General features: G+C 68.8%; 26 protein-coding genes and 4 pseudogenes. 13 read left to right on the forward strand and 17 right to left on the reverse strand.

Annotated features, from left to right (window positions below; all coding sequences use genetic code 11):
- Window positions 1–161: 161 nt before the first annotated feature.
- The 3 genes from ACZ6IM_RS40510 to ACZ6IM_RS40520 form a co-directional block, all read right to left on the reverse strand.
- Window positions 162–1,040 (reverse strand): GNAT family N-acetyltransferase, encoded by an 879-nt coding sequence (locus tag ACZ6IM_RS40510; RefSeq protein ID WP_469564123.1) that lies wholly within the window; start codon window positions 1,038–1,040, stop codon window positions 162–164.
- 187 nt (window positions 1,041–1,227) lie between these two features.
- Window positions 1,228–2,001 (reverse strand): IS5 family transposase, encoded by a 774-nt coding sequence (locus ACZ6IM_RS40515; RefSeq protein WP_469564126.1) that lies wholly within the window; start codon window positions 1,999–2,001, stop codon window positions 1,228–1,230.
- Between the two features lie 353 nt (window positions 2,002–2,354).
- Window positions 2,355–3,323, reverse strand: coding sequence for an AraC-like ligand-binding domain-containing protein (locus ACZ6IM_RS40520; RefSeq protein WP_469564127.1), 969 nt, complete (start codon window positions 3,321–3,323; stop codon window positions 2,355–2,357).
- A gap of 437 nt (window positions 3,324–3,760) precedes the next feature.
- Here ACZ6IM_RS40520 and ACZ6IM_RS40525 point away from each other — a divergent pair, with 437 nt between their 5' ends.
- Together ACZ6IM_RS40525 and ACZ6IM_RS40530 are read left to right on the forward strand one after the other, a co-directional pair.
- Window positions 3,761–4,576: a hypothetical protein gene (locus ACZ6IM_RS40525; RefSeq protein WP_469564130.1), complete on the forward strand. Its 816-nt coding sequence runs from the start codon at window positions 3,761–3,763 to the stop codon at window positions 4,574–4,576.
- An 87-nt stretch (window positions 4,577–4,663) separates the two neighbouring features.
- Window positions 4,664–5,107 carry a peptidase inhibitor family I36 protein gene (locus tag ACZ6IM_RS40530; protein ID WP_469564133.1) on the forward strand — a complete coding sequence of 148 codons (444 nt, stop codon included), beginning with the start codon at window positions 4,664–4,666 and terminating at the stop codon, window positions 5,105–5,107.
- Window positions 5,108–5,303: 196 nt separating this feature from the next.
- On the opposite strand, the pseudogene ACZ6IM_RS40535 reads toward ACZ6IM_RS40530, so the two are convergent.
- Window positions 5,304–5,444 (reverse strand): annotated as a pseudogene (locus ACZ6IM_RS40535) (IS5/IS1182 family transposase); the annotation flags it as partial.
- Window positions 5,445–5,852: 408 nt separating this feature from the next.
- On the opposite strand from ACZ6IM_RS40535, the gene ACZ6IM_RS40540 reads away from it, so the two are divergent.
- Complete coding sequence (locus ACZ6IM_RS40540) at window positions 5,853–6,461, forward strand: substrate-binding domain-containing protein (RefSeq protein WP_469564136.1); 609 nt, start codon at window positions 5,853–5,855, stop codon at window positions 6,459–6,461.
- Here ACZ6IM_RS40540 and ACZ6IM_RS40545 read toward each other — a convergent pair.
- From ACZ6IM_RS40545 to ACZ6IM_RS40555, 3 genes and pseudogenes are all read right to left on the reverse strand, one after another.
- Window positions 6,458–6,699: pseudogene (locus tag ACZ6IM_RS40545) on the reverse strand (IS630 family transposase); the annotation flags it as partial. The gene ACZ6IM_RS40540 and the pseudogene ACZ6IM_RS40545 sit on opposite strands and share 4 nt — an antisense overlap.
- Window positions 6,700–6,765: 66 nt before the next feature.
- A complete protein-coding gene (locus ACZ6IM_RS40550) occupies window positions 6,766–8,136 on the reverse strand; it encodes an APC family permease (protein ID WP_469564139.1) in 1,371 nt (456 codons plus the stop codon).
- The gene (locus ACZ6IM_RS40555) at window positions 8,133–9,011 is read right to left on the reverse strand and encodes a carbon-nitrogen hydrolase family protein (RefSeq protein WP_469564142.1); all 879 of its coding nucleotides are present in this window, start codon (window positions 9,009–9,011) and stop codon (window positions 8,133–8,135) included. The genes ACZ6IM_RS40550 and ACZ6IM_RS40555 overlap by 4 nt, the downstream gene beginning before the upstream one ends.
- 193 nt (window positions 9,012–9,204) lie before the next feature.
- Between ACZ6IM_RS40555 and ACZ6IM_RS40560 the strand changes: the two genes are divergently transcribed.
- A complete protein-coding gene (locus ACZ6IM_RS40560; protein ID WP_469564145.1) occupies window positions 9,205–10,101 on the forward strand; it encodes a LysR family transcriptional regulator in 897 nt (298 codons plus the stop codon).
- A 722-nt stretch (window positions 10,102–10,823) separates the two neighbouring features.
- Here ACZ6IM_RS40560 and ACZ6IM_RS40565 read toward each other — a convergent pair.
- Window positions 10,824–12,611, reverse strand: coding sequence for a serine hydrolase domain-containing protein (locus tag ACZ6IM_RS40565; protein WP_469564147.1), 1,788 nt, complete (start codon window positions 12,609–12,611; stop codon window positions 10,824–10,826).
- A 530-nt stretch (window positions 12,612–13,141) separates the two neighbouring features.
- Entirely contained in the window at window positions 13,142–13,525 is a 384-nt protein-coding gene (locus tag ACZ6IM_RS40570; RefSeq protein WP_271413943.1) for a winged helix-turn-helix transcriptional regulator, read from the reverse strand.
- Between the two features lie 101 nt (window positions 13,526–13,626).
- Between ACZ6IM_RS40570 and ACZ6IM_RS40575 the strand changes: the two genes are divergently transcribed.
- A complete protein-coding gene (locus tag ACZ6IM_RS40575; protein ID WP_469564151.1) occupies window positions 13,627–14,028 on the forward strand; it encodes a RidA family protein in 402 nt (133 codons plus the stop codon).
- A gap of 394 nt (window positions 14,029–14,422) precedes the next feature.
- Window positions 14,423–14,959 carry a hypothetical protein gene (locus ACZ6IM_RS40580; protein ID WP_469564154.1) on the forward strand — a complete coding sequence of 179 codons (537 nt, stop codon included), beginning with the start codon at window positions 14,423–14,425 and terminating at the stop codon, window positions 14,957–14,959.
- Here ACZ6IM_RS40580 and ACZ6IM_RS40585 read toward each other — a convergent pair.
- Entirely contained in the window at window positions 14,931–15,101 is a 171-nt protein-coding gene (locus ACZ6IM_RS40585; protein ID WP_469564188.1) for a DUF6233 domain-containing protein, read from the reverse strand. The two genes, ACZ6IM_RS40580 and ACZ6IM_RS40585, sit on opposite strands and share 29 nt — an antisense overlap.
- Window positions 15,102–15,644: 543 nt before the next feature.
- On the opposite strand from ACZ6IM_RS40585, the gene ACZ6IM_RS40590 reads away from it, so the two are divergent.
- Both ACZ6IM_RS40590 and ACZ6IM_RS40595 read left to right on the forward strand, forming a co-directional pair.
- Window positions 15,645–16,070: a MarR family winged helix-turn-helix transcriptional regulator gene (locus tag ACZ6IM_RS40590; RefSeq protein WP_469564156.1), complete on the forward strand. Its 426-nt coding sequence runs from the start codon at window positions 15,645–15,647 to the stop codon at window positions 16,068–16,070.
- 98 nt (window positions 16,071–16,168) lie between these two features.
- A complete protein-coding gene (locus tag ACZ6IM_RS40595) occupies window positions 16,169–17,059 on the forward strand; it encodes an NmrA family NAD(P)-binding protein (protein ID WP_469564159.1) in 891 nt (296 codons plus the stop codon).
- 401 nt (window positions 17,060–17,460) lie between these two features.
- On the opposite strand, the gene ACZ6IM_RS40600 is transcribed toward ACZ6IM_RS40595, so the two are convergent.
- A complete protein-coding gene (locus ACZ6IM_RS40600; protein WP_469564162.1) occupies window positions 17,461–17,712 on the reverse strand; it encodes a hypothetical protein in 252 nt (83 codons plus the stop codon).
- Window positions 17,713–17,863: 151 nt separating this feature from the next.
- On the reverse strand, window positions 17,864–18,337 hold the full coding sequence (locus ACZ6IM_RS40605; RefSeq protein WP_469564165.1) for a MarR family winged helix-turn-helix transcriptional regulator: 474 nt from the start codon (window positions 18,335–18,337) through the stop codon (window positions 17,864–17,866).
- 41 nt (window positions 18,338–18,378) lie between these two features.
- On the opposite strand from ACZ6IM_RS40605, the gene ACZ6IM_RS40610 reads away from it, so the two are divergent.
- Window positions 18,379–19,305, forward strand: a complete 927-nt coding sequence (locus ACZ6IM_RS40610) for an alpha/beta hydrolase (protein ID WP_469564167.1) — start codon at window positions 18,379–18,381, stop codon at window positions 19,303–19,305.
- A 429-nt stretch (window positions 19,306–19,734) separates the two neighbouring features.
- On the opposite strand, the pseudogene ACZ6IM_RS40615 reads toward ACZ6IM_RS40610, so the two are convergent.
- Together ACZ6IM_RS40615 and ACZ6IM_RS40620 are read right to left on the reverse strand one after the other, a co-directional pair.
- Window positions 19,735–19,980, reverse strand: a pseudogene (locus ACZ6IM_RS40615) (IS5/IS1182 family transposase); the annotation flags it as partial.
- Between the two features lie 155 nt (window positions 19,981–20,135).
- A complete protein-coding gene (locus ACZ6IM_RS40620; RefSeq protein WP_469564169.1) occupies window positions 20,136–20,990 on the reverse strand; it encodes a helix-turn-helix domain-containing protein in 855 nt (284 codons plus the stop codon).
- A gap of 94 nt (window positions 20,991–21,084) precedes the next feature.
- Between ACZ6IM_RS40620 and ACZ6IM_RS40625 the strand changes: the two genes are divergently transcribed.
- The gene (locus tag ACZ6IM_RS40625) at window positions 21,085–21,843 is read left to right on the forward strand and encodes an SDR family oxidoreductase (protein ID WP_469564171.1); all 759 of its coding nucleotides are present in this window, start codon (window positions 21,085–21,087) and stop codon (window positions 21,841–21,843) included.
- A gap of 22 nt (window positions 21,844–21,865) precedes the next feature.
- On the forward strand, window positions 21,866–22,633 hold the full coding sequence (locus ACZ6IM_RS40630) for an SDR family NAD(P)-dependent oxidoreductase (RefSeq protein ID WP_469564173.1): 768 nt from the start codon (window positions 21,866–21,868) through the stop codon (window positions 22,631–22,633).
- Between the two features lie 93 nt (window positions 22,634–22,726).
- Here ACZ6IM_RS40630 and ACZ6IM_RS40635 read toward each other — a convergent pair whose 3' ends face one another.
- The 3 genes from ACZ6IM_RS40635 to ACZ6IM_RS40645 form a co-directional block, all read right to left on the reverse strand.
- Window positions 22,727–23,212 (reverse strand): hypothetical protein, encoded by a 486-nt coding sequence (locus tag ACZ6IM_RS40635; RefSeq protein ID WP_469564176.1) that lies wholly within the window; start codon window positions 23,210–23,212, stop codon window positions 22,727–22,729.
- Between the two features lie 102 nt (window positions 23,213–23,314).
- A complete protein-coding gene (locus tag ACZ6IM_RS40640) occupies window positions 23,315–23,560 on the reverse strand; it encodes a hypothetical protein (protein WP_469564179.1) in 246 nt (81 codons plus the stop codon).
- A 337-nt stretch (window positions 23,561–23,897) separates the two neighbouring features.
- Window positions 23,898–24,698, reverse strand: coding sequence for an SDR family NAD(P)-dependent oxidoreductase (locus ACZ6IM_RS40645; protein ID WP_469564182.1), 801 nt, complete (start codon window positions 24,696–24,698; stop codon window positions 23,898–23,900).
- A gap of 86 nt (window positions 24,699–24,784) precedes the next feature.
- On the opposite strand from ACZ6IM_RS40645, the gene ACZ6IM_RS40650 reads away from it, so the two are divergent.
- Window positions 24,785–25,636 (forward strand): helix-turn-helix transcriptional regulator, encoded by an 852-nt coding sequence (locus ACZ6IM_RS40650; protein ID WP_469564185.1) that lies wholly within the window; start codon window positions 24,785–24,787, stop codon window positions 25,634–25,636.
- An 80-nt stretch (window positions 25,637–25,716) separates the two neighbouring features.
- Window positions 25,717–26,083: pseudogene (locus ACZ6IM_RS40655) on the forward strand (transposase); the annotation flags it as partial.
- Window positions 26,084–26,359: the final 276 nt, after the last annotated feature.

Here is a 26,359-nt window from a genome sequence, read left to right on the forward strand (position 1 = left end):
CCGCCCCCAGGCCCTACGTCTGGACCAAGACCGCGGACGAGATCCTCGAACGCCTCGCCAACTATCTGAACAGAATTCCCGACTCAGAAGACTAGGCCGTGTATCGAAAGCGGGGACAGGCCGGGCGGGGTGGTGCCCCGGCCCGGCCCGTCCGCTCTCTGCTAAAGGTCGAGCTGATGTTGGTGTGTCGTGTGCGTGGGTGTGTAGCCGAGACCGTCGTTGATCTGTCTCATGTGTGTGTTGCTGTCGGCGGTGTCGGTCAGGAGGCCACCGAGGTCCGGATAGTCCCTATGGGCCTGTCGGATCGACTCGGCCTTCATCCATCGGCCGAGGCCGTGTCCACGGTGCTCGGGCAGCACACCGGTGCCGTAGTGCTGGCCGTCACCTGTGCAGACGCCGGGGATGACGAGTTCGGTGAACCCGGCGACCGAGCCGTTGGAGGCGTCGATGGCGACGACGGTGTGCAGGTGGTCGCCGCGCTGTTCGACGGCCTTCGCCGCGGCCCGCACGCGGTCCACGTCCCAGGTCACGGTGCCGTACTCGGTGTCGTCCATGGGCATGTCGTCCATGGCGCGGCGTGAGGCGGCGAACGTCTGGGCGAGGTCGTCGGGGACGGTTCCCTGCCATGAAATCAGCCGGTAGCCGGGATGCGGACGCTCGCTGATCTCGGCGAGGACGGCGGTATCCACGTCAGCCAGTGGCAAGCGGGTGAACCTCAAGGTGAGGACCTTCCGGAAACCGCGCGCTGCCAGGAAGTGGTCGCCGGGCGATCCGGCTTCGGCCTGCGCGACAACGCAGCGTCGGGCGTTGTCCCGGGCGGTGGCCACGGCGGTGTTGAGGAGCCGGGAGCCGACTCCCTTGCGGCGCTCCGCGGGATGAACGCGGAGGTCGAGGTCAGCCAGGTGCTTTTGTCCGCCATCGAACAGGCGCAGAAAGGCCGTTCCGGCGGGGATGGAATCCGCGTCCGACGCCAACCAGGCAAGACGCCGGCCGTGCGGCCCGTGAGCGGGGTCGGTCAGTGGAGTGATGAGAAGGGACAAGGTTTCTCCGTCGAGAGGAGGTGGCAAAGGTCAGTACGCGAGCTCAACTCCTGGGCACTCCTGCGCATGTGCTCCACACCTCCTCGTCGACAGCGCCGACCTGCACCAATGCAGGCGGCTGGGTGAACCTAGCTGGCCGATTGACTCCTGGGCAACGGGTTAACGAAAAGACGGTGCGCGTGTGTGGTCACAGCCACTCCTTGATGGCCGCGACGAGGACGGTCGCCTCATAGCGGACCGCGAGCTTGTCGTATCTCGTGGCCAGTCTCTTGCGGTTGCGGGCCTGGTCGGCCTTGTCCGGGATGGTGCATCGAATCCCGCGTCGGCGCAGGTAGGCGCGGTTCTTGCGGGACGCGTACGCCTTGTCGGCCCGCACGCGATCGGGGCGGACGCGTGGCCGGCCCGGCCCGATGCGGGGCACGCGAATCTTCTCCAGCACCCGTTCGAACTGCGGCGAGTCTTCACGCTGCCCGGCCGTCACCACGATCGACATGGGCCCCTGCCCCTGTTCGACGGCCAGGTGCAGCTTGGTGGTGAACCCACCGCGCGAACGCCCCAGCCCGTGATCACCAGGCTCGGTGAAGACGCCACCCGGTGACTCCTTCTGCAGGTCACCCCGCTTCCGGGCCCCGGCCGCATGCTGATGGGCACGGCATACCGCGGAGTCGACGCCCAGTTCCCACGTGATCGCACCCTTCGCGTCGGCCAGGGACTGGAGCTGGGTGAGGACCCGGTGCCAGGTGCCATCCCGTTGCCGCCGGCGGAACAGGTCGTAGATCCGGCCCCACAACCCGTACTCGACGGGTACGGGTCGCCACGCAACACCGGTCCGGACCCGGAACCGTATGCCGTCGATGAGCCGCCGCCGAGACCAGACAGGCGGCCGACCCGCCTTCACCCCGTTTGGCAACAACGGCTCCAGCGTCGTCCACTGATCGTCCGTGAGATTTCCCCGCGCCATGAACCAAGATCATTCACTCCGTGGGCGGGCATGGACGCGGTGAGGGACAGGACAACGAGGAGCGCGGCGACCAGGCCACGCAGCACAGAGGTGACCATGCACCTTGACGGCGGCCGCATCCCGGGGCGCGGTCAGTGTTCGCCGAGTGCGCCGCTCGTGTGAGTGCAATGGTCATTCCGGTCCGTCCCGACCCGCCTGCTCCCTGCTCCCCTGTGGCCGGCGCGAAGCGATCCGTGCACGCTGCATGGGCGAAGAGTGGGACCCGTACCGCCAGTGGGTCACGCCGCTGTAGCGGGGCCGGAGCATGGGGGCCCGGGCAGCACGGCGCACAGGCGCTGCCCGCAGGGGCACCCTCACGTGCGAGAGCGGGTCTGGTTCTGCTCGCGCCAGGCACGGGGCGAGATTCCGTACGTCCGTTTGAACACCTTGCTGAAGTGGGACGCGTCCACGAAGCCCCAACGTCGTCCTATCGCCGCGATGGTCCGCAGCCGCCCGTCCGGGCCGGCCAACTCCCGCCTGCATTCGGCGAGTCGGCGCGTGCGGATCCAGTCTCCGAGACTGATTCCCGACCGGGACAGCACTGTGTAGAGATGGCGTACGGAGATGTCGTGTGCGGCGGCGATCCATGCCGCCGACAGGTCGGGGTCCGCCAGATGCTCCTGGACGAAATGAGTGATCCGCAGGCTGAGGCTGGCCTCCATCGGCGCTCTGGCCAGGCTGGAGCTGCCCCGCTGCGTGGTCAGGACGGCACGGAGCAGTTCGATGCTGGGTTCCACGACAGCGCCGGCGTGCGCACCCTGATGCAGATCGTCGCTTAGGGCCAGTTGGGAGAAATAGGTGAAGGCAAGGCGCGCGACGGGATTGTCGGCTCCCAGGGCGACCGTGGTGCTGTCCCGTAACAACCGGTCGGGGAGCGCGAGCGCGGCACGTGGGAAACGTAAGAAGTGGTGGTCGACCCCCTCGTCGAAGAGGAGTGTGTAGGGAGCGATCGATTCGTAGACGGCCAGTTCGCCCGGCCGCAGCACGCACTCGCGGCCGTTCTGCGCCACCAGACTGGTGCCCGACACCTGAAGCCCGAGGAAGACGGCTGGCTCCTCATCCTCCCGGGCCAACTGCTCCGTCCGACGGATCGTGACCGCGGTCGCCCGCGCCGAGCAGATCCGCAGGGGCCCCACGGCGCCGAGTCCTATGCGGACGGCGATGTCCGCAGCCGCAGGACGGTGGTCGATGTCGACTGCCACCACGGATTCCCACACCGCGTTCCGGACCACTTCCTCCCGGTCCCGCGGCGGGACGTACGCCGTGTCAAGGACCGGGCTCATGCGACAGCCCTCCGCCTGTTCCGGTCACAGAGCCGGCCTGGCAGCCCCCAGCCCGTTGCCGCACACGTGCCCCCTCGCCGCGTCGGGTTCCTGACCTCAGTGTGTCGAAGGCCCTCCGGGCCGTGCAACGACTTCAACGGCCACGCGGGTGGCCGGATCTCGCTGCTGCGGCGCTCCCGCGATGCGATGCACAACTGACCAAGTTCCCTGCACGGATGACACATTCCGAGTCTCGTGATGACCCTAAGGTCCAAGGGCAGGACCGGATGAAACGCTCGTCGAAGGCGGCTCGGAAGCCGCGTCAGCCGTAGGGAGCGCATCACATGAGGCGGACATTCTCCTTATCCGTCGCCGTCCTGGCGGCTGCCTGCATCACGGCGGGCTGTGGCACGGGAGAGGAGGGCGCGGCCAACTCGGCAGAACCATCACAGGGGGACATGGTGTCGATTTCGGACAGTGAGCTGCGGGACCTGACCGTCCCCGAGGAGATGGAAATCGAGTACGCCGAGTACGCACTCGTCAAGGAATGCATGGAGAACAAGGGATTCTCGTACTGGGTGGGTCCGGTGGCGAGTGCCGACGCCCGTAAAGCGGGGCGTTACGTGATCGACGACATCACGTGGGCGAGGAAGTACGGCTACGGCCGCCCCTTCGACGAGGCGGCCGAGAAGGAGCGCCGTGAGCACCCGAACGTCCGGTACCCGAACGAGCTCCCGAGGAAGGACCGCATCCGCTACAACACGGCCCTCAACGGCGACTACGACGACGTCCTGAGCGTGGACCTGCCGGCCGGAGGCTCCATCGAGACCCCTCGGACGGGCTGCTGGGCAGCAGCCCGTACCCGCCTCTACGGAGACCTCGAGGCCTGGTTCAAGGCGAAGAAGACCGTCACGAGCCTCACTCCGCTCTACGTCCCGCGTATTCTCGCCGACGCGCGGATGAAGAAGACGGTCGGCGCGTGGTCGCACTGCATGAAGGAGGCCGGCCGACCGTTCTCCTCGCCGGACGAGATCCGCGAGAAACGCGCCGCGAACACCGAAGGAATGAGCTCACGGCAGGCCCAGTCCTACGAGGTCGAGCTGGCGGTGGCCGAGGCGACGTGTGCCGTGAGGACGAATCTCGGAAAGACCGCGCGCCGACTCGAGCGTGAGCACCGGTCCCCCCTGCTGAAGAAATACGCCAAAGAGAATGCCGCCTACCAGCGCATGGGGCTGGCCGCCCTCTCCCGAGCCCGGGATCTCACCGGCGAGTGATGCACAGGTGTCCGCGGCACAGCGGTCGCGGATGAAGGAACACCGACACACACCGACACACACCGACACATGAAGGAGTACCACCTCATGCGTAAGGCTTTCGCTGCCCTCACGACCGTCGCCGTGGCATCCCTGGGTGCCCTCGTCCCCGCGACCTCCGCCCAGGCGGCGGACTGCTCCGACGCCATGGCCGGCGCGTACTCCGGTTACATGTACGCCTACGACAGCACCAACTGCGTCGGCCACCTCGGCCACGCGTCCGGCGACGACTCCAACTGGGGTGACTCCGCGCTGAGCTTCCAGGGCGGCGACACCAACAAGGCCTCGTCGATCCTGAACAACGGCAACAGCTACGAGGTCAAGTTCTACAACGGCACCGGCTACAGCGGTGGGCACATCTGCCTCAGTCGGTCCGAGGGCTGGGCGTCCAACCTGTCCGACGACAACTACAACACCGGCGCCTCAGCGAACAACAGCATCAGCAGCCACGCGTGGGCCAGCGCCTCCAACTGCTCCAAGTGGGCGGTGTGACGACAGCCGCGCGGGGAGACCGACCGCGCTTCCCGCACGCCTGAGCCGGCTCGGCCCGCCGGCCTGTTCGCTGCGGGCCGCCGTGTGCGACCGGCCGGGCCCCGGAGCCGGTCCCACACGGCGGCCCGGTGGTGCTGCCTCCCTGCCGGAGGAGGGCTACATGACACCGGAGTTACAGGGGGACCGTATGCCCCGGGATGACGGCTGTGCCCAGGCGCAACACGTCCACGGCCAGTCCCCGCTCGCGGCCCGGCACCCTCTTCGTCGGGTCCCGGCCGGTGGTGGACGCGGGGACCCCGGCGGCCGCGTCGACGCTCTGGGTGTTCAGCACCATTAGGTCGTATCCGTCCAATTGCGAGCCCAGACCAGCACTGCGGCGAGGACTGCGGCCGAGCGGTAGACGATCGCGAGCTTGTCGAACCTCGTGGCCGGGCCTCACGATGACGGCCCGACCGGTATTGGAAGGCGGCAGAGGTCGAATGCGGTCCCACTGCCGTCGGACAGCCGGACATGACGCGGCATCAGGACCGGACCGCAGAGGCGCTGCGTACCCGGTCCAGCAGCCCGTCCGGGCTCAGTCGATCTTCTTGATCACCCGGGCGGCGTCCTGGCGGCCATTGAGCAGGCCGAACAGGCTGTGCGCCCCGGCAGCCGGTCCTTGCGCGTAGATGTTCTCCATCGGCGCATCGCTCCTGCCCAGGCTGTCTGCCGGTTCTACCGCTCCCACCCCGAAATGGACCTGGACGTGGTCACGCTGAGTATGGAGAACGCCGCCCAGGCCGCCCAGGCGGTGCTCGAAGGGACCGTCGACGCGTCCTTCCGTGCCCTGCCAGCAGACGAGGCCCCGGCTGGGATCAGCGCCGAACGACTCCTGGACGCACCCCTGGAGGTCCTGGTTGGCCCCGCCCACCCGTTGGCCGGCGTGTCCTGGGTCAGTCCTGCCGACCTGGTCGACCACCGCATCTGGATCCCCGGAATCAGGCGGGGGACGGAGTGGGCGGCGTTCCACCAGGCGCTGTCCGAGGCATTCGGCCTGAGGATCGACGCGCTCGGCCCCAACTTCGGTGACGAGGGCCTGATGGACGTGCTGGCCGACTCGGCCTCGCTGGCCACCCTCGTCGGCAGCGGGGACCGGTACGAGTGGCCCCGGAACCACGACCTACGGCGCATCCCCTTGCACGACCCGACCCCGGTCTACACGCACGTGCTGCTGTTCCGCAGCGGAGACCAACACCCCGTGCTGACCGCGCTGCGCGACCATCTGCGCACCACAGGTCCGCGGACCCGCACGACGTGTGGTCATCGGACTGGCCAGACCGATGACCACACGATCGAATCAACGGACACGTCCTAGTTTTCTGAGTCGGGAAGTCTGTTCAGACAGCTGGCGAGTCGTTCGAGGATCTCGTCCGCGGTCTTGGTCCGGACGTAGGGCTTGGGCTCGGTGTTCCACGCGGCGATCCAGGGCGGATGTCCTCCAGCGCCTGGACACTTTTGTGGACTCCGCGCCGTATCTGCTTGTTGGTCAGCTCGGCGAACCACCGCTCGACCGGGTTGAGCCAGGACGAACCGGTGGGCGTGAAGTGCAGGTGAAAGCGGAAATGGGACACCAGCCACGTCGTCGGGGGCACCCTCGTCTCCTCACATCGGGAGGGGAGCTACGAGGTGACTGTGTCCGTGGCCGGGGTGTCGTCGCCGAAAGTCATCTCCGGTGCGGGCCGGCGGAAGCCCTTGGTCAGGACGGCCAGGTAGGCGATGCCGATCGCCAGCCAGACGCCGCCGATTTGGAGTGCGACGTGCCCGAGCTTCGTGAGTAGGTAGAGGGAGACGGCGGCGCCGATGGCCGGCATTACCAGGTATGAGAAGCGGTGGGGGGTGCGGCCGGCTCCGCGCTCTCGGACCATGTGGGCGATCACGCAGACGTTCACGAGGGTGAAGCCGAGGAAGGCGCCGAAGTTGATGAACGAGGTGGCTGTGGTCAGGTCGAGCTTCATGGCGAGTACACCGGCGGCCGCTGTCAGCAGCAGGTTCAGGACGGGCGTGCCGGTTTTGTGAGAGAGATTGCCGAAGACGGCCTTGGGCAGTGCGCCGTCGCGTCCCATGACGTACATGAGGCGGGCGGCGGAGGCTTGCAGGGCGATACAGGACGCGATGGATCCGGCGATGGTGACGAAGTTGATGATCTCGGCGTATGCCTTGCCGCCGACCTGCACCTTCAGATGGTAGGCGGCCGCGTCGACATCGGCGAACTTCGCACCCGGGTGGACCAGTTGCATCACGAAGGAGAGCGCGATGAAGATCGCGCCGGCGGCGATGACGCAGCCGACGATGCCGCGGCCGATCGTCCTCGCTCCGTCCCTGGCCTCCTCGCCCAGCGTGGAGACGGCGTCGAAGCCGAGGAAGGAGTACGCGGCGACGGCGGCGGCGGCCGTGATCGCGCTGATCGAGGTGCCGGAGTTCCACAGGGCGTCCGTGGCGGGCGCGGAGGAGCCGTGCTTGCCGAGGAAGACGACACACAGGGTGGCGAAGAGAACCAGCGACCCCAGGGCGACGAACATCAGGACCTTGTTGACGCGGTCCGCGAGCTTCATGCCGAAGACATTGATGGCCGTGGTGACGCCCACCGAGACGATCAGCCAGACCCACTTGGGTACCTCGGGGAACTGGGCGTGGAAGTAGATCGCCGTGATCAGCCAGCCGACCATCGGGATGAAGAAGTAGTCGAGCAGCATCGCCCAGCCGGACAGGAATCCGATGCGGCTGTCGAGCATCTTGCGAGCGTAGGTGTAGACCGACCCCGCGCCGGGCACGGCGCGCGCCATCTTCGCGTAACTCAGCCCGGTGAGCAGCATCGCGAGGGTGGCGACAGCGAACGCGGTCGGGGCCGCGCCGCCGCTGGTGGCGGCGACCACGCCGAAGATCGTGACGACGATGCCGGGAGAGATGTACGCCAGACCGAACAGGACGACGGAGAGGAGGCTCAGGTCACCCCTCAGTCTCATGGTGCTCTCTGTGGTCTCGGTGCTCATCGTCGTGGCTCCTCGGTGGAATGGGCGGGGTTCCAGGTGGCAGGGTCGATGCGACCCCCGTACAGCGGAAGTTCAAGGGCCGGGTCACCGGGGTGGAACTGCTCCCAGATCCGGTTGAGACCGGCGGTGCCGTAGCGGCGTACGTTGCTGACCTCGTCGAGGTCGATCACGTCGGTGAGAGTGGAGTCGCCGGCGTCGACGGTTTCGGCGCGCACCGTGCCCTGGGGATCGATGACGAGGCTACGGCCGGTCCCGGAGGGGGCGGCGGAGTTGACGCTGGCGACGAAGACCTGATTGGTGATGGCGTTGGCGCGGTTGAGGACGACTTCTTGTGCGCGGTCGCTCGTCGTCGTGCGGACCACGTTGACGATCAACTCGGCACCCATCCAGGCCAGGTGGCGGGAGACCTCTGGGAACCAGGTGTCGTAGCAGATGGACAGTCCGATGCGGCCGAGGCCGGCGAGGTCGACGATCTCGAACCGGTCGCCGGGCGTGGTCGTCTCGTACGGGCGCCACGGGAAGACCTTGCGGTACGCGGCGAGGCGCTCACCTTGGGGTGAATAGACCGGTGTCGTGTTGTGGACGCGGTCGCCCGTGCTGCGCTCGTAGACGCTGCCGGGCACCAGCCAGATACCCAGATCCCCCGCGAGCTCTGAGAAGGCCGCATCGCGTTTGCCGTCGAGCGGCTCGGCCCCCTCCGCCGGGGCGGCCGGTACACCGGGGGCGCTCTCGCCGAGGTGCAGTTCGGGGTAGACGACGAGGGCGCCGGGTGCGCGCAGTCTCACGCGCCGCTCCACGTCGGCGGCAAAGCCCGAGAGGTCGTCGGCCGGGCGGCCGGGCGCCTGGGCGAGGATCAGGGGCAGGGGGCGGGCCATGCGGGAACACCAGCCAATCGAAGGAACTGTTCGAGGAGACGTCGACGGAGATTCGGGCGCCGATCACCAGAAATTCCGGTGGGACAAGAATGCGGCTGGCCAGCCATAGCCTCAAATACTTGGAAGGGCTGGTTATCATGCCTTCGAGGCATGAAGGTGTCGTGCCTCCTACGTCTCCCGAGGGGCCGCCGCCATGGAACTCCGAGTGCTCCGCTACTTCCTGACCATCGTGGAGACCGGTTCCGTCACCAAGGCGGCCGAGGCGGTCCGCGTCGCCCAGCCGTCGCTGTCACGCCAACTGCGCGGCCTGGAAAAGACCTTGGGGATGACGCTCTTCGACCGCGGCGGCAAGCAGCTGGTCCTGACGGCGGCCGGCCGGCGCTTTCTCCCCCTGGCCCGGGACCTGGTCGCTCGAGCGGACGCCGCCGAGGCCGCGGTCGGTGCGCTGGCCGCCGGTCGCGCCATGCGGATCACCGTGGCGGCGCCGCCCACCACCATCACGGATGTGATCGCTCCGTTCCTGGCCACCTGGGGTCCGGAGGATCCATTGGTCACCGTGCAAGCGGAGAGCCCGGCACGCGCGTACCAGGCCCTTGCGCGCGGCGCAGACGTAGCCATCTCCTCATCACCTCCGAGGCGCCGTTTCGCCGGGCTCCCGGTGGCCCGCCTGCCGCTGTGGGCCTACGTCCGTGTCGACCACGCTTGGGCGGACCGGGACCACGTCACCATCAGGGACCTCGCCGCGGAGCCCCTCATCGTCCTCACCCCGGCGCACGGCACCCGCCGCATCCTGGACCACGCCGTGCAGGACGCGGACGCCTCGTACGACATCGTCCTCGAATGCGACACCCCGCACGTTGCGCAGGCCATGGCGGCTTCGGGCCACGGTGTCGCTGTGGTCTCCGACGATCCCCGCTTCGACCTGCACCCGCTGCTGATCCTCGACAGCACGGACGAACCGTTGCAGATCCACCTGCACGCGGCGTGGGACGCCAGCCATTACGCGCTGCACAGCATCGAGGCATTCGCGGCCGGGTTGTCGCGTTTCTGTGTCGAGCGGTACGGGCCACAAGCAGCCGGCCGCCTGTGAACCGCAGCGACGACTACATGGAGATATGGCTGGCCGGCAGTGTATTCAGACCGGTGAGGCATTGGACGGTGACCCCAATACCCCCATGCGGCGATTTCCCGCATCGGATGGAGGCCCGAGAGGCTGACGCAGCAGCTCTCGGGATCCCTGGGTCGTCCTGTTGGGTCTGTCACGTCTGGAGCGCAGCAGCCTGCCGGAGGTCTTCGGCCTGCGGAACGTGGTACTAGCCCGCGACCGCTGGAACCGCGAGGCGTACCTGAGCACGCTGCGCTGTCTGGGGCCGCAGGAGACGGGATCGCGTCTCCAGGTGTTGGACTTCGTCGACGCGCTCCGCGTCACCACGCCCACGGACGTGCCCTGCGCAGCCACCGAGCTCACCACCGAGGTGGTTCTGCAGTACCAGTCCGGCCGAGCGGCGCGCCAGGCCCCTCCGGTCTTCGAGGCGATCAACGGTACGGTCACGGCCTGGCCTGGAGCATCGGAGGCGACCCGGTGGCGGAGTTCGAGAAGGCGCGGATCAGGAGCGGGACCATCATGTGAGTTGTGGGACCCGCCCCTCGGTACGGCGGGCGGACAGTCCTTGGCAGTAGAAGAGAGTCGGAGAGGGCCTGGCATCTGCCTGGCCCCCTCCCACCAGTCGCCAGAGGGGACGTCAACCGCGGATGATGTTCCCGGACTTGGGGTCCACGGCGACGCCGTCCCTCTCGAGGCGCTCGGCGGTCTCAGCCGCCTCCGCCGGAGGCCGGCAGCTTGTACGCCTGCGCGGCCGCCGCCGACCAGCCGAACTCGTTGTTGTCGCTGAAGTAGTAATACGTGGCGCCGTTGGGCAGCATCGCCGCGGTGATGCCGCCGAAGCCGGACATGAACGGTACGTACACCGGGCTGGTAAACACCGGGTCGTCCGCCGAGGTGAACTGCCGTGCCCACAGGCCGTCCTGGTACCGGAAGGTCTTGCCCGCCGCATCGGCCGGCGTGCCGATGCCGCGGTTCGCTGGGTTCTGCTGCATCGCGTCGGCGAGCATCGTCGGGTCGAGCTTCTGCATGCCGCCGATCCTTCCGCCGTCGGCGTTCAGGAACCGGCTGACCTTGGCGATGTCGTCCTGCGTGTAGAACAGGCCGTACCCGCCGAGCGGCTGTCCGGTGGCGCTGTTGCCGGTGCGCACGGTGGTCAGCACGTCAGGGCTCAGGTGCAGCGGGACCAATACCTGGGCGCGGATCCAGCGGTAGATGTCGCTGCCGGCGCCGGCCTTGGACACCAGGTAGTTCTGCATCGCCCGGGCCAGCACGAAGGTGTCGGAGGAGTGGTAGACCCACTGCGTGCCGGGCGCCGCGGAGTGCGGGAAGGCCAGCGCGGCGGTCATCTTCGGCCCGTACGCCTCGGCATCGAAGAACGCCGTCATGCCGCTGCCGGACTCGTCGGACTCGAAGGCGCTGGAGGAGTAGTTGCCGGTGGCCATGTTCGCGGTGTCCTGGAACGTGACGCCGGTCCAGGCGGAGGTGTCCGCCTCGCTGACCCAGTCGCGGATCAGCTGCGAGGGCACGGACGAGCCGTAGACCTGCGTCAGCCGCATCAGCACGATCCCGGCGAACATCGTCTTGGCCAGCGAGTACGACGGCAGCACCATCTGGTTGCAGTACGGGTACGCGCCCTGCCGGGTCTGGCACGCGCCCACGTAGTTCACCCCGCCGTAGGACACCCCGTACGTGCTCATCGCCGAGGCGGTGACGCCGCTGCCGAACGCACTGGTGTCGATGCCGGCGTTCGGGTAGTCGGTGCTCAGCGCGCTGATCGGCTTGGTCGGGAGACGGTTGGCGACCTCGGCGGCGTACACCTTCTTCAGGCCGGTGCCACCGGTCACCGTGTGCCGGGAGTAGGTCGCACCGCTCTGGCCCCACATGTCGAACTGGAAGTACTCGCACGTCTCGTGCGTGATCTGGTAACGGACCTTGGAGATCGTGCTGCCGTCGAAGAGGAAGGTCAGCAGGCCGTTGTGCACGCAGTTGGCGTTGCGCTCGACCAGCGCGAAGGGCAGCGAGACGCGAGTGCGGCCGCCGTCGCCGTTCTCGTTCCAGGCGCGGCCGCCCCCGACGATCAGATTCCAGTACGGGCTTCCGGTGATTTGCAGGCCGCGGACTGCAGGGATGACGTGGCTGCCGTTCTGCACGAGGTCGATGCCCACCGGCGGCAGGTGCTTGAGCGTGGCGGCCGCTGCGTAGTGGTAGGTGTCCTTGATGGTGCGGAAACGGCCTGCGTTGGCCACACCGTTCAGCGTCAGGGTGCCCTCGAAGGTGTGCGTCGGGGCGGCGGCCGCCGGGGGCAGCGCGAAGGCGTCGTCGGCGACGGTGCTAGTGGCCGCGCCGCTGGTCAGGTCGGCGGCGGTCAGTACCGACCTGACCACGGCGCCGGAGCCGGTGAGTGGGTCGCCGGGGACGGCGGTCGCGGCGTACGCGGGTCTCGCTGCCGACGGCGAGAATGGCACGAGGACCAGAGCCAGTACGAGAAAAGCCAACGCAGCACAACAACGCCGGGTGTACAAGAGGGACACGGTGAACTCCTCGACAACGCGAAGGGGTAGTGCCCGCATTCTGGGGACGCGCGGTGCTGCCGTCGAAGACCCATCGGGGTTCGACGACATGCCTCAAAGGCATCGGCGGGGGTCAGAGGCCGTGGGGCGCGTATCCGCCGCTGGCGGGAGGCCGGGCGAGGAACTCGGCGGCCCTCTACTGCCTTGAAGAGACGCAGCATGAGGCGGACAGGACCTGTCATCGAGGTCCGGTCGCGGCGGCACAGGCCCGCGACAACTCGGCATCGGTACGCCGCGTCGTGGAGGCAGGACCATCTCTTGAGGCTCGTGGACGTTCACGAGAAATAGCAGCAAGTCCTTGGGAGGGTCCGCCACCTGTGAGATGTCTGTTTCTGAACCTGCGCCACAGGATGGCGCGGTAGTCCGATCAGGCGAAGCGTCGGACACGTTGGGGGCGACCAACGTGTGGCCGATCAAGGGATCGCGCAACGCGCGAGGGTGCCGCTGGATGCCCCTCAGGCGTCGAAACGGCCGCGCGCACTCTCGATGTGACCGAGGTGCTGGTGGGTCCAGCCGCATATGACGTCGACCGCGGTGCGCAGTGCCCGGCCCGGCTCGGTGAGGGTGTACTCGACGCGCGGCGGCACGGTGGGGTACACCTTCCGGTCGACCAGGCCATTACGCTCCAACATGCGCAGATTCTGGGTGAGCATCTTGTGGCTGACGCCCTCGACCTCGTTCCGCAGCTCGCTGAAGCGCAGGGTGCGCTCGCCGAGCGCCTCGATGATCAGGAGCGCCCACTTGTTGGCGACGTCCGAGAAGATCTCCCGCGCCAGGGAGTCTGCGCGCCGCAGGTCAGCGTCCTCGGGCAGGCCCTTGAGTAGTTGCTTGGTCACCATCAGGTTCCTCAGTCACCGAAAAGTGCGTTCTTCCAGGTCAGCCGTCACTCTCCTACAGTTCCCGAGTAACTGCAAGAGAGTAGATCGGAAGGGCGAAAACCATGGCCACCATTGATGTCTTCACCTACGACGTGCCGGCCGAGAGCGACTTCGGCTACTCACAGGCGATCAAGTCCGGTGAGCTGATCCACGTCTCTGGACAGCTCTCGTTCGACGAGGCAGGCGAGTTCCTCCACGCCGGCGACTTCGCCGCCCAGCTCAAGCAGACCTACGCCAACATGGACAAAATCCTGGACCACTACGGCGCCACCCGGAACCAGGTCGTCTCACAGACCCTCTACGTGGTGAACCTGCGGCAGAACGCCGCCGCGACGGCGGAGGGCAACCTGGGGTACTTCGGCGACCACCGCCCGGCCAGCACGGTCGTGGGCATCACTGAACTGACCTTGCCCGGCCAGGTTGTCGAAATCAGCTTCGTCATCGACACGAAACTGCCGGCCTGAGGTATTCCCCCTCGCATGTCCCACACCCTCTGAGGGCGCCGTTCGCGGAAAAGTCACCGCCTATACGGATCCAGGGGCGACGGTCGCAGCGGGCTTGGCGGGCTCCGGCCAGACCGAGTCCAGGGCCTTGCGCACCGTCCGCCAGTCAACGATGTGCTTGCGCTCCAACTAGCCATGCTTCAGCGGGCGCATCCGCTGATCATCAAACACAGGCAACTCTCCGGCTACCCCACACGCGCTTCGCCGCGCGCGTAATCCGCCGGCATCGGTCGGTGCTGTAGAAACTTTCGTGGACAGCCCCTTCGCGCGACGGCTCATGGCCGGCAGGCCCCGGTCGCGACCCGTTCACCGCCGCGCAGTACGTTTACCGGCCGGGAGACAGAGGGGTGGGGACATGGACGTACCGAACGTCATCGGCGATTGGCAGGAGTATCAGTCCGACGAGCTTGCCGGCCTGCGGGTACGCGTGCACCACCTGAAGAAGGCCACGCCCTCACGCGGCCGCGACGACGACGCCAAGGGCCTGACCTACATCAGCTTCCAGGTCACCTTCGAGAACCGCGGCTGCGAGTACTACAGCATCGACCTCCACGAGCACCCGGAGCACTTCGAGGTGCGGGCAGGGCGTGACGGGCACGAGGCGTTCGTCGACGTCTACGGGTCCAGCCGGATCAAGAAGTACAACCTCTACCCACAGCGCCGCGTGACAGCGGTGGTCTACGCTGCGGCAACTCCAGCGATGCTCAAGCAGATCGACATCCAGATCGCCCCCGAGATCGACGAGGACGCCGTCTTCGGATACCACTGGGTCGGGGGCCTCGGAGTGCACGAGGGATCCACACGCCCTACCTCTCGCGCCTCGACCGCCAAACCGAGCGTCGCCAACGAAGTCGAACAGTTCCTCAAGGGCGCTGCCTCCGACGAGACCTGACGTCGGCCGCCGGCCACCGGCCTTCGCGTCCCAGTCGTACTTGGGTCTGCCCGATGCCCTTGCTGCGCTCGCCTGCGTTCCAGCAGTCGCCGGTGTGGATGCAGACGGGTGGGCTGTGCCCGGGCCGCGTTCCAGGAGCCAGTCGGGCGGGGCCGGTCTCTCCTCATGCCGCGGCGGTGTTCGGCTTCGCGGCGTTCCTCGTCGGCGATCCAGCAGCGGGTGCGGTCCAGGTAGCGCAGCCGCACCCGTTCGAGGAAGCCGAGCAGCGTGCGTCGCGCGGGATTGAATCGCTCGTGTGTTCCATTTTGGGGTGTGCTGGTCACGCGGCAACTGTGACGCTCAGTGATAGTTGGCCATGTTCAGCGACAGTCGGCCCCTGTGCCCGCGCGGGGCGCGGGGGCGATGCCCGCTCGGGCCTCGGACAGCCGTTTGTCCTTGGGCTGCCTCTGGCAGCGCAGCTGTATCGCCTGTCCGGCCAGGATGGTCTGACGGGACGGTGAGCGGCGGTTCGCGCACCTTGCCTGCGGGGCTCGACGCCAGGACCAGCCAGGAGGCGGTCAGCGGTACCGTCATCACCCACCTTGTGGGACGAATACCGATGGCCGAGCCCAGAATGCCGGCCAGTGCGGACTGCCGGCCCGTGACGAGTAGGCTGATCGTTCGTCTTCGAACCGGGGAGGTCGGCGTGGACTATGGCGACAAGATCTTCTGGCTCTCGGTAGTGATCCAACGCAAGTACGCGCAGATCTGCACCGAGTTCGACCTGACCCCTTCGCAGGCCACGCTGCTCTGCGCGGTCAGGAACGAGCCGCGGCAGATGGCTGACCTCGCCGCGTCGTTGGGCATGACCAAGAATGCGTTGAGCCAGCTCGTCGATCGCACCGCGCGGCGCGAGTTGGTCGGCCGGGAGAGCTCGGTGCAGGACCGGCGGGTCGTCATGCTCCGTGCGACGCCCACGGGGAAGGTGCTCGGCGACGCCGTTTTCGCCGCGGTGGCCAAGCGCCTGCCGGAGATCGCGGGGAACCTCGACGCCGACGACCAGCGCGACTTCGAGCGCGTGGCCACCGCCATCGTGGACACCTCGGACCTCTCTCCGCCCGCCTCGAACTGACCCATCACACCGTGAGGTCCCACTACATCCGCACCTTGACGAAGTTCATGGCGTGAACTAGTTTCGTTCATGCCATGAACTAGTGAAGGGTGTCAGCCATGAGCACACAGACGACCGGCACGATCGCGGTCTTCGGCGCGACGGGGCAACAGGGCGGGGCGGTGGTCGACGCGCTGCTGGACCACAAGGCGCGGGTGCGGGCTCTGGTCCGCAACCCGCGGTCCGACCGGGCTCAGGCGCTGGCCGCCCGCGGCGTCGAGCTGGCGGCCGTCCGGGCCGACGACCCGGCGTCGCTGGCCGCGGCGCTGGCGACGGTCGAGGGGTTCTACTTCATGACCCCGGAGGCGAACAGCCTCGAAGAGGTCGAGGCGGAGATCCGCATCGGTACCGCGCTCGTCGACGCGGCGGCCGAGGCGGGCGTCCCGCACGTCGTGTTCAACTCGGTCTTCGGAGCGGACCGGAAGTCGGGTGTGCCGCACCACGACTCGAAGCACTCGATCGAGGAGCACCTGAGGAAGTCCGGCCTCAGGGCCTCGATGGTTCGCGCGACCGCCTTCATGGAGAACTTCGCCAGCGTGATGGCGCCGAGCCTGGAGCACGGGGAGATCGTGCTGAGGCTGCCGCTGCCGGAGGACGTCCCGCTGAAGATGATCTCGGTCAGGGACATCGGTCGGGTCGCCGCCGCGCTCCTGCTCGGCGTCGCGGAGGCGCCCGGCGGAGCCGTCGAGCTCGTCGGCGACGAGCTGACGGGCCCCCGGATCGCCGCGGCGTTCGGCGCGCGCGCCGGGCTCCCGGCACGGTACGAGGTCCTCCCGTTGAGCGTGCTTCCCACCGACCTCGACCAGGTGATGTTCCGCGAGTTCGCGAAGGCGGCGGAATCCCCTGCGGACCTCGCGGTGGTGCGTTCGATCGAGCCGGCCACCCTGGACCTGGCCGGGTGGATCCGGGCTACCGGCTGGACCGCGCCCACGGACGTGGCTGGTTCCTGAGCCTCCGGCCGCGGGGGTGAGCGCCTCGCGACCGTGCTCACGGTCTCGGCGCTCCGGGCACGGCAACGTATCCGCCAACGGTTGAAGTAGTCACGAAGCTCCCGGGGCGTGCCCGAGGCCGACACCGGCACACTCGTTGTCGAGAGGCCGTCGGTCGACGGTGAGACAAGGATCCACGTCCAGGAGGCCCCCGGGCCGCCCACCGAAAGACCTCACCGATTACGCCCGCGAGGCCGCCGTGCCGGCGTCTGGCCCCGTGTGGCGGATGGCCGGAACAGGCTTGACCGTGCCGGCCATCCGCAACGGTGCTCGGCGCGTCTCTGACTGCCGCTGAAGCCTTGTTCCCGTCTGAACAGAGGCGGATCAACTTCACGGGACGCCCTCGTTGGTCCAGCGGTGGATCAGATTCGGTCGTCGGCGTCCCGCTGAACCGCGAAGTCGGCGTGCGCCGCCTCGACGGCCTCGGGGTGCGCCTGTAGCTTCTCGTGCTCGCCGAGCGCGCGGTAGATGCCAGCGACGCTGGGAGCCTGGCCCCTGCGCTTGCCGGTGGGAATGATCAGGTCGGGCTGGATCTGCTCGACCGACTCGCCGTTCGCCCGGCGCCTCGGCACGGTGTGCAGCATGTCCTCGGTGATGACGGCCGACCGCCGCACGTGCCCTTGCCGGCCGCCGCGTCGAGCCGTTCGACGGTCGACTCCCGGATCCTCGGTCTCCGCCATCGCCGCGAAGAACGCGAACAGCAGGCGGTCCGGCCCGCCGGGGTCATAGGTGAGCAGTTCGGCTCTGTCGGCCGGCCGGGCGTCTTCAGCCGGTGGGGGTGCCGACCTGGTCGCGTTCGAGTGCGGAGCGCAGCCGGCGGAGGGCCTGGGCGGCGGCTGCCGTCGTGGACTGGTCGAGGGCTCCTTCGACCAGCTCGCTCAGGCCCGCGGCGAAAGTGGTCTCGGCGGCATCGAGGAGCTGTGAGCCGTCGTCGGTCAGCGCCAGGAGTGAGGACCTGCGGTCCGCCGGGTTGGTCTGGCGGACGATCCACCCCTGCTTCTCCAGGCGGTCGGCGCTCTTACTGGTTGCGCCGGCGCCGATGGCGAATTCCGCGGCGAGGTCGGCCACCCGGGAGCCCGGATGCTCGCGCAGGAACCGCAGGAACTCGAACTGTGACGTCACGATCCCGTGCCGCTCGCGCAGGCGGTCGTTCAGGGCGTTGTACAGGCGCGTCTCGCAGCGGACGAGATCCGCGAAGAACCCCTGGAGGTCGGCGATGCCATCTGATTTATATGCCACGGCATATAGTGTAGAGGAATCCATTCCACAGGAGGAAGCAGATGAGCAAGGCACAGCTCGCCAAGGTCGACGCGATGCTCCGTCAGGCCCGGCCCGAGGGCCCGCGCTCCGTCGAGGAACTGCGCGCCGGGTTCAGGGCACTCATGGACACGATGATCGTGCCGGACGACGTCCGCATCACTCATACCGCGCTCGGTGGCCGACCCGCCCTGCACGTCACACCGGACAACGGCGCACGCCCGGGCACGATCCTGTACCTCCACGGCGGCGGCTTCGTCTTCGGCTCCCCCGAGACCGCGCTGTCGCTGACCGCGCAGCTCGTCTCGAAGACCGGGTTCGACTCGTACTCGGTGGACTACCGGCTGGCCCCCGAGCACCCGTTCCCGGCTGGTCTGGAAGACAACCTGAGCGCTTACCGCGCCCTCCTCGACAGCGGCCTGGACCCGTCCGCCATCGCGTTCGCCGGGGACTCCGCCGGCGGCGGCTACGCGGTCACCACCGCCCTGGCCGCCCGCGACGCGGGGCTTCCGCTGCCCGGCGCGATCGTGGCCTTCTCCCCGGGCCTGGACGCCACCCGGACCGGGGAGAGCATGACGACCAAGGACGGCATCGATCCGATCTTCACCCGCGCGGCCGTGATGCACACCGGAGCCATGTACCTCGCAGGCCAGGACCCCGAGCAGCCCCTACTCAGTCCGGCCATCTCCGCCGACCTGACCGGATTCCCCCCGCTCCTCATCCAGGTGGGCACCAACGAGATCCTCCTCGACGATTCCACCCGCCTCGCCGCCCGCGCCCGCGACGCCGGAGTCGACATCATCCTCGACATCACCGCCGACGCCCCCCACGTCTTCCAGGCCTTCGCCGGCGGCACCCTCAGCGAAGCCGACCAGGCACTCGACCGCGCCGCCCTCTTCCTCACCCAGCACATCCGATCACCAGTCTCAACTGGACGGAAAAGCGCATAAGAAGCGCTGACGGGGGAGGGCATCGGCGTCCTGGAGGTCGGCGACGTCCGCGTGCGGCTGGGCGACGACTTCTGGGTACGCTTCCTGCTTCGCGTGCTCAGCGAGCGCCCGGTCGATGCTCGCGACGCTGGGGTCCTGCCCCTTGCGCTTGCCGGTGGCGATGATCAGGCCGGGCTGGATCTGCTCGACCGACTCGCCGTTCGCCCGGCGCCTCAGCACGGTGTGCAGCCTGTCCTCGGTCATGACGGGCGGCCGACCGCCGTGCTCGCCCTTGCGGTCCGCCGCGTCGAGTCCTTCGAGGGGCGACTCCTGGATGCTGTCCCGTTCGGTCTCAGCCATCGCCGCGAAGAACGCGAACAGCAGACGGCCGGGTCCGCTGGGGTCGTACATCCCGGGGCAGGGGTCCGGCGAGCATCTCGCCGCCACCGAGACCGTCGCGCTTTCGCAGTGCGCGGCCAGGCCGGAGTTCCGCCAGGCTTTCGCGCCCGCCGCGTTGCCGGGAACCGGCCGGGCCGCGGCCACCACCAGACGCGTCTCGGCGTCCACGATGACCTGCACATTCATAGAAGACCGGTAGTTATGCGACGACGCACAGACCTTGCGGTCGCGGACCGGGACGAGAGTGCCGTCGACGATCCACAGCCTGCACTGGACCAACTGCGTTCGACTACCCGGGTGTTGCGGATCCGGCGAGAGTCGGGTCGGTGGGCCCGGTGCCCGGTGCCCGGTGCCCGGTGCCCGGTGAGCGGTGAGCGGTGAGCGGTGAGCGGTGGCGCGGTCGGTCGTCGTGGGGCGGGTGGCCCGTGCGAGTAGGCGTGTATCCAAGCCCCTCAGAGGGCTGGCCTCTGGACGGGTGAGGGGCTGGCGGCCAAGGAGCCGAGGAGAGTGAGAACGTCGCTGCTGGGGGAGGCCGGGTCGGCGTGATAGACGACGAGCTCCTGACCCGGCGCTGAGCGGATGTCGAAGGTCTGCATGGTCAGGGTGAGCGGACCGGCGTCGCGGTGGGCGAAGCGCTTGTGCTCCAGGGCCTTGCCGCGGGCGTCGTGGCGGGACCACAGGTCGGCGAATTCCGGGCTCGAGTCGAGGAGTTCGGTCAGCACCTGGCGGACGCGGGGATCGTCCGGTGCCGCGCTGTGGCCGAGGCGGAAGCCGGCGACCGAGTTGCGGGCGACCTCGTGCCAGTCTCGGTAGAAGGTGCGGGCGGCCGGGTCGGTGAAGACCACGTGCATCAGATTGCGGGAGTGTGTCCAGCCGTGGAAGAGCGCGTCGGCGATCGCGTTGGAGGCAAGGACGTCGTACGCACGGTTGTAGACGATCGCCGGGTTGTGGGGCCAGGCGTCCATCAGGGCCAGCAGGCTCGGCTCCACGCGGTCCGGCACCGCGGCTGCCACGGCGCGCGGGCCGACACCGGCGAGGCGGTACAGGTGCTGCCGACCGTCCTCGCCCAGCCGTAGCGCGGCGGCCAGCGCGTCCAGGACCTGGGCCGAGGGGGTACGCTCCCGACCCTGCTCCAGGCGGATGTAGTAGTCGGCGCTGACACCCGCGAGGTGGGCCACCTCCTCGCGCCGCAGCCCGGGCACTCGCCGGTACCCGGTGGCCGGGAGGTTCACATCGGCCGGGGTGACCTGGGCGCGGCGGGCGCTGAGGTAGGCGCCGAGCTCGGTGCGTGCTGCCATGCGCCCCATCGTAGAACCATGGCCGGCAATCTTCCTGGGTGCGCTGCACCCAGGAGAACCCCGCCTCTCCCGCGGCGACGGCGGATCGGCCAGCCTCAAGACCATGACCACACCACTTCGCCAAGCCGCCGGGCAGCCCGACCCCAAGGTCGTCCTCGTCACCGGCGCCAGCAGCGGCATCGGCGCGGCCGTCGCCGAACGGCTCGCAGCGGAGGGCCACCACGTGATGGCCGGCGCGCGGCGCACCGACCGGCTGCGCACGCTCGCCGACCGCGCCGCGGACTCGCCCGGGAGCGTGCACCCGATTCGCCTGGACGTGACGGACCGCGCCGACGTCGCCGCGTTCGTCGCCGCCGCCCGCGAACGCCACGGCCGCGTCGACGCCCTCGTCGCCAATGCCGGCGTCATGCCGCTCTCCCGCCTGGACTCCCTGCTCACCGATGAGTGGGACCGGATGATCGACGTCAACATCCGTGGCCTGCTGCACGGCATCGCCGCCGCGCTGCCGCTCTTCACCGCGCAGCGCGCGGGCCACTTCGTGACCATCGCCAGCGTCGGCGCCCACGAGGTCGTGCCCACGGCAGCCGTGTACTGCGCCACGAAGCACGCGGCCTGGGCCATCACCGAGGGACTGCGCCTGGAGTCCGACCCGGCGATCCGGGTCACCACCGTCTCGCCCGGAGTCGTCGCCTCCGAACTGGCCGACACCATCACCGACCCCGGGGCCGCCGAAGCGATGCGCGCCTACCGCGCCCACACCATCAGCTCCGACGCCATCGCCGGCGCGGTCTCCTACGCCCTCGCCCAGCCCACGGACGTCGACGTCAACGAGATCGTCGTCCGCCCCACCCACCAGCGCTGAACTCCACCGGAGGAACCCTTTGATGACCGCGCCCCTGCCCACTCCCTGGGACCTCACCGGCCGCGTCGCCGTCGTCACCGGCGCCGCCCGCGGCATCGGCCACGCCACCGCCACCCTGCTGCACGCCCGAGGCGCCCGCCTGGTCGTCACCGACCGCTCGGCGGCAGTCGAAGACCTGGCCGCCAAGGACCCCGACAACATCGCCGCCCTCGTCGGCGACGTCGCGGACGAGGACCACGCCCGCGCCACCGCGACGCTGGCCACCGACCGCTTCGGCTCCCTCGACATCCTGGTCAACAACGCCGGCCGCACCCTCAACAAACCCATCACCGAGACCACCGCCGACGACTTCGACGCCATCCTGCGCGTCAACGCCCGCGGCAACTTCCTCCAGGCACGGGAGGCCTTCCGTGCCATGGAGGCTGCCGGCCGCGGCGGCGCCATCGTCTCCGTCGCCTCCGTCTCGTCCGTCGTCGCCTTCGCCACGCAGACCGCCTACGCCGCCTCCAAGGGCGCTCTGGCCCAGATCACCAGGGTCCTGGCGATCGAGGGCGGCCCGCTGGGCATCCGCTCCAACGCCGTCCTCCCCGGCGTCATCGACACCGACATCATGGAAGGCGTCGTCACCAACGGCCGCGAGATGCTCGCCTCCTTCGGCCCGGCCCACCCCCTCGGACGTATCGGCCGTCCGGAGGAGGTCGCGGAGTCCGTCGCCTTCCTGGCATCCGATGCGGCCTCCTTCATCACCGGCGCCCTCCTGAGCGCCGACGGCGGCTGGACCGCCCAGTGACGCTCTCGTCGCGTGTGTCATCGAGCGGGACGAGAGTGATGGTCGTTCCGCGGCGACCTGCCCTCGGGTGACCGGGTCTCCTTGTGGAACGGGTCACGAAGCCCATCGTTTGACGACCGTTGCCGGAAACCGGGGGGCTGCCCACACCTGGATACGGATCTTCTCGGTGGTCTCGGGGCTCTTGTCCGAGTCGACGTCGGCCTGGGCGGCCCGAGCCATGTTGCGCTTGGAGACGCGGACGCGGTTCCATCCCGGCGCGACTTCGAACGTGGCCGCGTCGGGGCCGTAGTCCGTACAGCCCAGGACCATCAGGCGGCTCGACGGGACATCCAGGCCGGCCTCGACCACGTGATCGAAATCCGCGCTGTCATCGCTCGGTTCCCGAGGCAGGACGACGACCGTGACGGACACGTTGACGTTGACAACCGTGCCGATGCCCAGCGCATCCTGTGCCACCGCCAGGTGGTCGGCGACGGCCTGCTCCGTCCATGCGTCGCTCAGATCGCCGTCTCCATCCGCGTCGCACACGTGTATCTGGAAATAGTCGGCGAAGAGGGTGAGCTCTGTCGGTGTTGTCATGGCGCCACAGTGTCACGCGACGCTGACAGCCGGAGACGCGCAGGCGGTGCGGGGCGTGGATGGTGGTGGCGTAGCCCTCCGGCGGGTCGCCGCCTCCGGTGCTCAAGCCGTCCTCCGGGGCAGGTGTACGAAGGTGAGATGGAAGCCGACGGACACCGCCGCGCCGACCAGCAGCAGGGGGAGGCCGACCATGAGCGGCAAGGCCGCCCGCTTCGGCAGGACGTCCAGCCGCAGTGCCACGCAGGTCTTGTCGCGCCAGGCCTTCGCCGCGACGGAGTAGAGCGCGGTGATCGCCAGCATGGTGGCCATCCAGGCGGGGCGCGGCAGCAGCCAGTCACCGTCGGCCACGGTGCCGCCGAGGTGATCGGGAGCACGGCGACGTAGAGGGTCAGCGTTTTGATGACCCGCGACACGCTCGATCGCCGCTCTGCGCCCCGTCGGTGATCACCGATGGCTGCCGCCTCGCCCTCGCCAGCAAGGTCCTGCCGCGCCGCCTGATCGTCCGGTTCATGGACCGGATGGCCCGCCCCCCAACCGGAGGCCGCCGCTCTCCACCACGTATTCGAGGCTCCGCTCCACGTCCCGGGCGGCACTGCCGACGACGACCACACAGCTGCTCAACGCCTCCGTCGCGACACTACCCACCGAGAGCCTCCGGGGCGCACTGCGACCCGGGCCACTCTTGTCAGGCGCCGGCGCCGCCGTCGACCGGCAGGATCGCGCCGGTCACGTACGAGGCGCGGTCGCTGAGCAGCCACGCGGCCGCCTCGGCGATCTGCCGGGGCTCCGCCATCTGACCGAGCGGGATCGACTTGGTCATCTGCTCGACGATGCCGGGAGTCGCTGCCTCCCAGGTGTCGATCATCTCGGTGGAGGTGCCGCCGGGGGTGATGGCGTTGACCCGGATACGGTCACCGGCCCAGTTCACCGCGGCGGTCTCGGTGAGGCTGTTGAGTGCGCGCTTCATGGCGCCATAGGCGGGCAGGGCGGGGTTCGCGCGGCGGCTGCCGATGCTGGAGGTGTTGACGATCGCCCCGCCGCCGCCCCGCCGCATGAGCGCGGCCTCGGCGGTCATGGCGGTCCAGTGCGAACGGAAGTTCACGGCGAACTGCTCGTCGATGTCCTCGTCGCTGGTGGTCTCGACCGGGCCGAACTGCCGCTGGGGAACCGCGCCGTTGTTGAAAGCGCCATCCAGCCGCCCGTGAAGCGCTTCGACGTGGTCGACAGCCTCGCGAACACTCGCGGGGTCGGCGAGGTCCAAGGTGACAGCCCCGGCGACGCCGCCGTCGGCGCGGATCTCCTTCACGATGGCCTCGAGGGCGTCGGTGCTGCGGGCGGCGAGCACGACAGCGGCACCCTCGCAGGCGAAGAGCCGGGCCGCAGCCGCCCCGATGCCGCGGCTGGCGCCGGTGATGAAGATGACCTTGCCGGTGAGCAGGCCGACGGGTGCGCTGTCGGTGGTGTTCGTGTCGTTCGTGTTCGTCATGGCAACAGCGTCCGGCCGGCGGCCGGGACGTATACAGGCACAGGCTGTACCAGGATCCGCCGCCGGGATACGCGCACACTTGTCGTATGGACAAGCAGGAGCTCGGGGCATTCCTCCGCAGCCGCCGCGAGCGGCTCCGCCCACAGGACGTCGGCCTCCCCTCCGGCCCGCGCCGGCGCACACCAGGTCTCCGCCGCGAGGAGGTGGCGGTCCTCGCGCACATCTCCACCGAGTACTACATCCGCCTCGAACAGGGCAGGGCGCCACGCCCCTCGGGCGACGTCCTGGCCGCGATCGCCGGCGCACTGCGGCTCATCGACGCGGAGTCCGACCACCTCCACGTCCTCGCGGGCACCGCGCCGAACCGCACCGGACTGCACCGGCGCGATGTCCGCCCGAGCATCCTCACGCTCCTGGAACGACTGCCCCAGACGGCCGGCTTCGTGATGTCCGCCGCGTTCGAAATCCTGGCCTGGAACGACCTCGCCGCCGCGCTCATGGAGGACTTCACCCCTCTCGCCCCCGAACGCCGCAACCTCGCACGCCGCGCCTTCCGCGGGGCGCAGCGCGCCGAAGCGACGCTCTACGGGCTCTCCGATGCCGCCGAGTTCCGCCTCAGCGTCGTCATGCAGCTCCGCACCACACTCGCCCGCTACCCCACCGATCCCGCGGTGACCGGACTCATCGGCGAACTCCGCGACACCAGCCCCGACTTCGCACGCCTCTGGGAACGGCACGACGTACAGACCATGCCGATGCTCACCAAGACCTTCCGCCACCCAGCCGTCGGGGAGGTCACCGTCGACTGCGACACCCTCGCTCTCACCGACCGAGACCAGTACCTCGTGCTCTACACCGCGCCACCGGGATCTCCCAGCGCCGAGGCCCTGGCCCTGCTGAACGTCCTGGGAACACAGGCCAGTCACTACACGCCCTGACTTCCGCTCCCCGCCTTGCTGGCTCTGACAAAAGCTTCTGATCATGTGACCGTCGGCCTGTCTGCTCGTATGTCTTGGCTATGGGAAACCGTCAGTCGCGTCCGTGGGTCGTGTCAGATGGACTGTGGTCGCTGATCGAGCCGTTGCTGTCGAAGCCGGGTTCGAAGGAGGTCAACGGCAGACCGCGTGCCGGACCGGCAGGCCCTGTGCGGGATCCTCTTCGTCCTGCACACGGGCATCCAGGGGGAGTACCTGTCTCAGGAACTCGGCTTCGGCTCGGGCATGACGCGCTGGCGGCGTCTGGAGCGTGGGGTCGACCGCGCACGACCGCGCAGCGAGCACCACCTCGTCGTCCACGGCCGGGGCATCCCGCTCGCGGTGTCGCTGTCCGGCGGCAACCGCCACGACGTCACCCAGCCGCTGCCTCTGCTCGACAACATGATGCCCAGGCCAGTGTCGTGCGGCTCGCGATCACGGGCCTGATCCAGCGCCGCCGGAGCTGACGCCGGAAGGTGACGTGGTCGTAGCCGCGGTAGGCAGTGAGCGTTTTCCAACCTCAGGCTGACGGGGTCAGGGGTCAGAGGCGGGTCTGGATCAGCGCGAGCGGTCGTGAGGTAGTACCGGTTGCGGGGCCTTGACCCTTGATGTTGGACACACGAGACACTGGATCCTGAGGATCTGAGAACGGACATCTCGTGGTCATGAAGAACTATCCGCCGCAGT

The organism is Streptomyces sp. NPDC042336 (genome assembly GCF_055581985.1).

Coding starts and splice junctions, on each gene's coding strand:
- ACZ6IM_RS40515 (WP_469564126.1), bottom strand. CDS start 2,001: ATGGCGCGGGGAAATCTCACGGACGATCAGTGGACGACGCTGGAGCCG.
- ACZ6IM_RS40520 (WP_469564127.1), bottom strand. CDS start 3,323: ATGAGCCCGGTCCTTGACACGGCGTACGTCCCGCCGCGGGACCGGGAG.
- ACZ6IM_RS40525 (WP_469564130.1), top strand. CDS start 3,761: ATGGTGTCGATTTCGGACAGTGAGCTGCGGGACCTGACCGTCCCCGAG.
- ACZ6IM_RS40530 (WP_469564133.1), top strand. CDS start 4,664: ATGCGTAAGGCTTTCGCTGCCCTCACGACCGTCGCCGTGGCATCCCTG.
- ACZ6IM_RS40550 (WP_469564139.1), bottom strand. CDS start 8,136: ATGAGCACCGAGACCACAGAGAGCACCATGAGACTGAGGGGTGACCTG.
- ACZ6IM_RS40555 (WP_469564142.1), bottom strand. CDS start 9,011: ATGGCCCGCCCCCTGCCCCTGATCCTCGCCCAGGCGCCCGGCCGCCCG.
- ACZ6IM_RS40560 (WP_469564145.1), top strand. CDS start 9,205: ATGGAACTCCGAGTGCTCCGCTACTTCCTGACCATCGTGGAGACCGGT.
- ACZ6IM_RS40570 (WP_271413943.1), bottom strand. CDS start 13,525: ATGGTGACCAAGCAACTACTCAAGGGCCTGCCCGAGGACGCTGACCTG.
- ACZ6IM_RS40575 (WP_469564151.1), top strand. CDS start 13,627: ATGGCCACCATTGATGTCTTCACCTACGACGTGCCGGCCGAGAGCGAC.
- ACZ6IM_RS40580 (WP_469564154.1), top strand. CDS start 14,423: ATGGACGTACCGAACGTCATCGGCGATTGGCAGGAGTATCAGTCCGAC.
- ACZ6IM_RS40595 (WP_469564159.1), top strand. CDS start 16,169: ATGAGCACACAGACGACCGGCACGATCGCGGTCTTCGGCGCGACGGGG.
- ACZ6IM_RS40610 (WP_469564167.1), top strand. CDS start 18,379: ATGAGCAAGGCACAGCTCGCCAAGGTCGACGCGATGCTCCGTCAGGCC.
- ACZ6IM_RS40620 (WP_469564169.1), bottom strand. CDS start 20,990: ATGGGGCGCATGGCAGCACGCACCGAGCTCGGCGCCTACCTCAGCGCC.
- ACZ6IM_RS40625 (WP_469564171.1), top strand. CDS start 21,085: ATGACCACACCACTTCGCCAAGCCGCCGGGCAGCCCGACCCCAAGGTC.
- ACZ6IM_RS40630 (WP_469564173.1), top strand. CDS start 21,866: ATGACCGCGCCCCTGCCCACTCCCTGGGACCTCACCGGCCGCGTCGCC.
- ACZ6IM_RS40635 (WP_469564176.1), bottom strand. CDS start 23,212: ATGACAACACCGACAGAGCTCACCCTCTTCGCCGACTATTTCCAGATA.
- ACZ6IM_RS40645 (WP_469564182.1), bottom strand. CDS start 24,698: ATGACGAACACGAACGACACGAACACCACCGACAGCGCACCCGTCGGC.
- ACZ6IM_RS40650 (WP_469564185.1), top strand. CDS start 24,785: ATGGACAAGCAGGAGCTCGGGGCATTCCTCCGCAGCCGCCGCGAGCGG.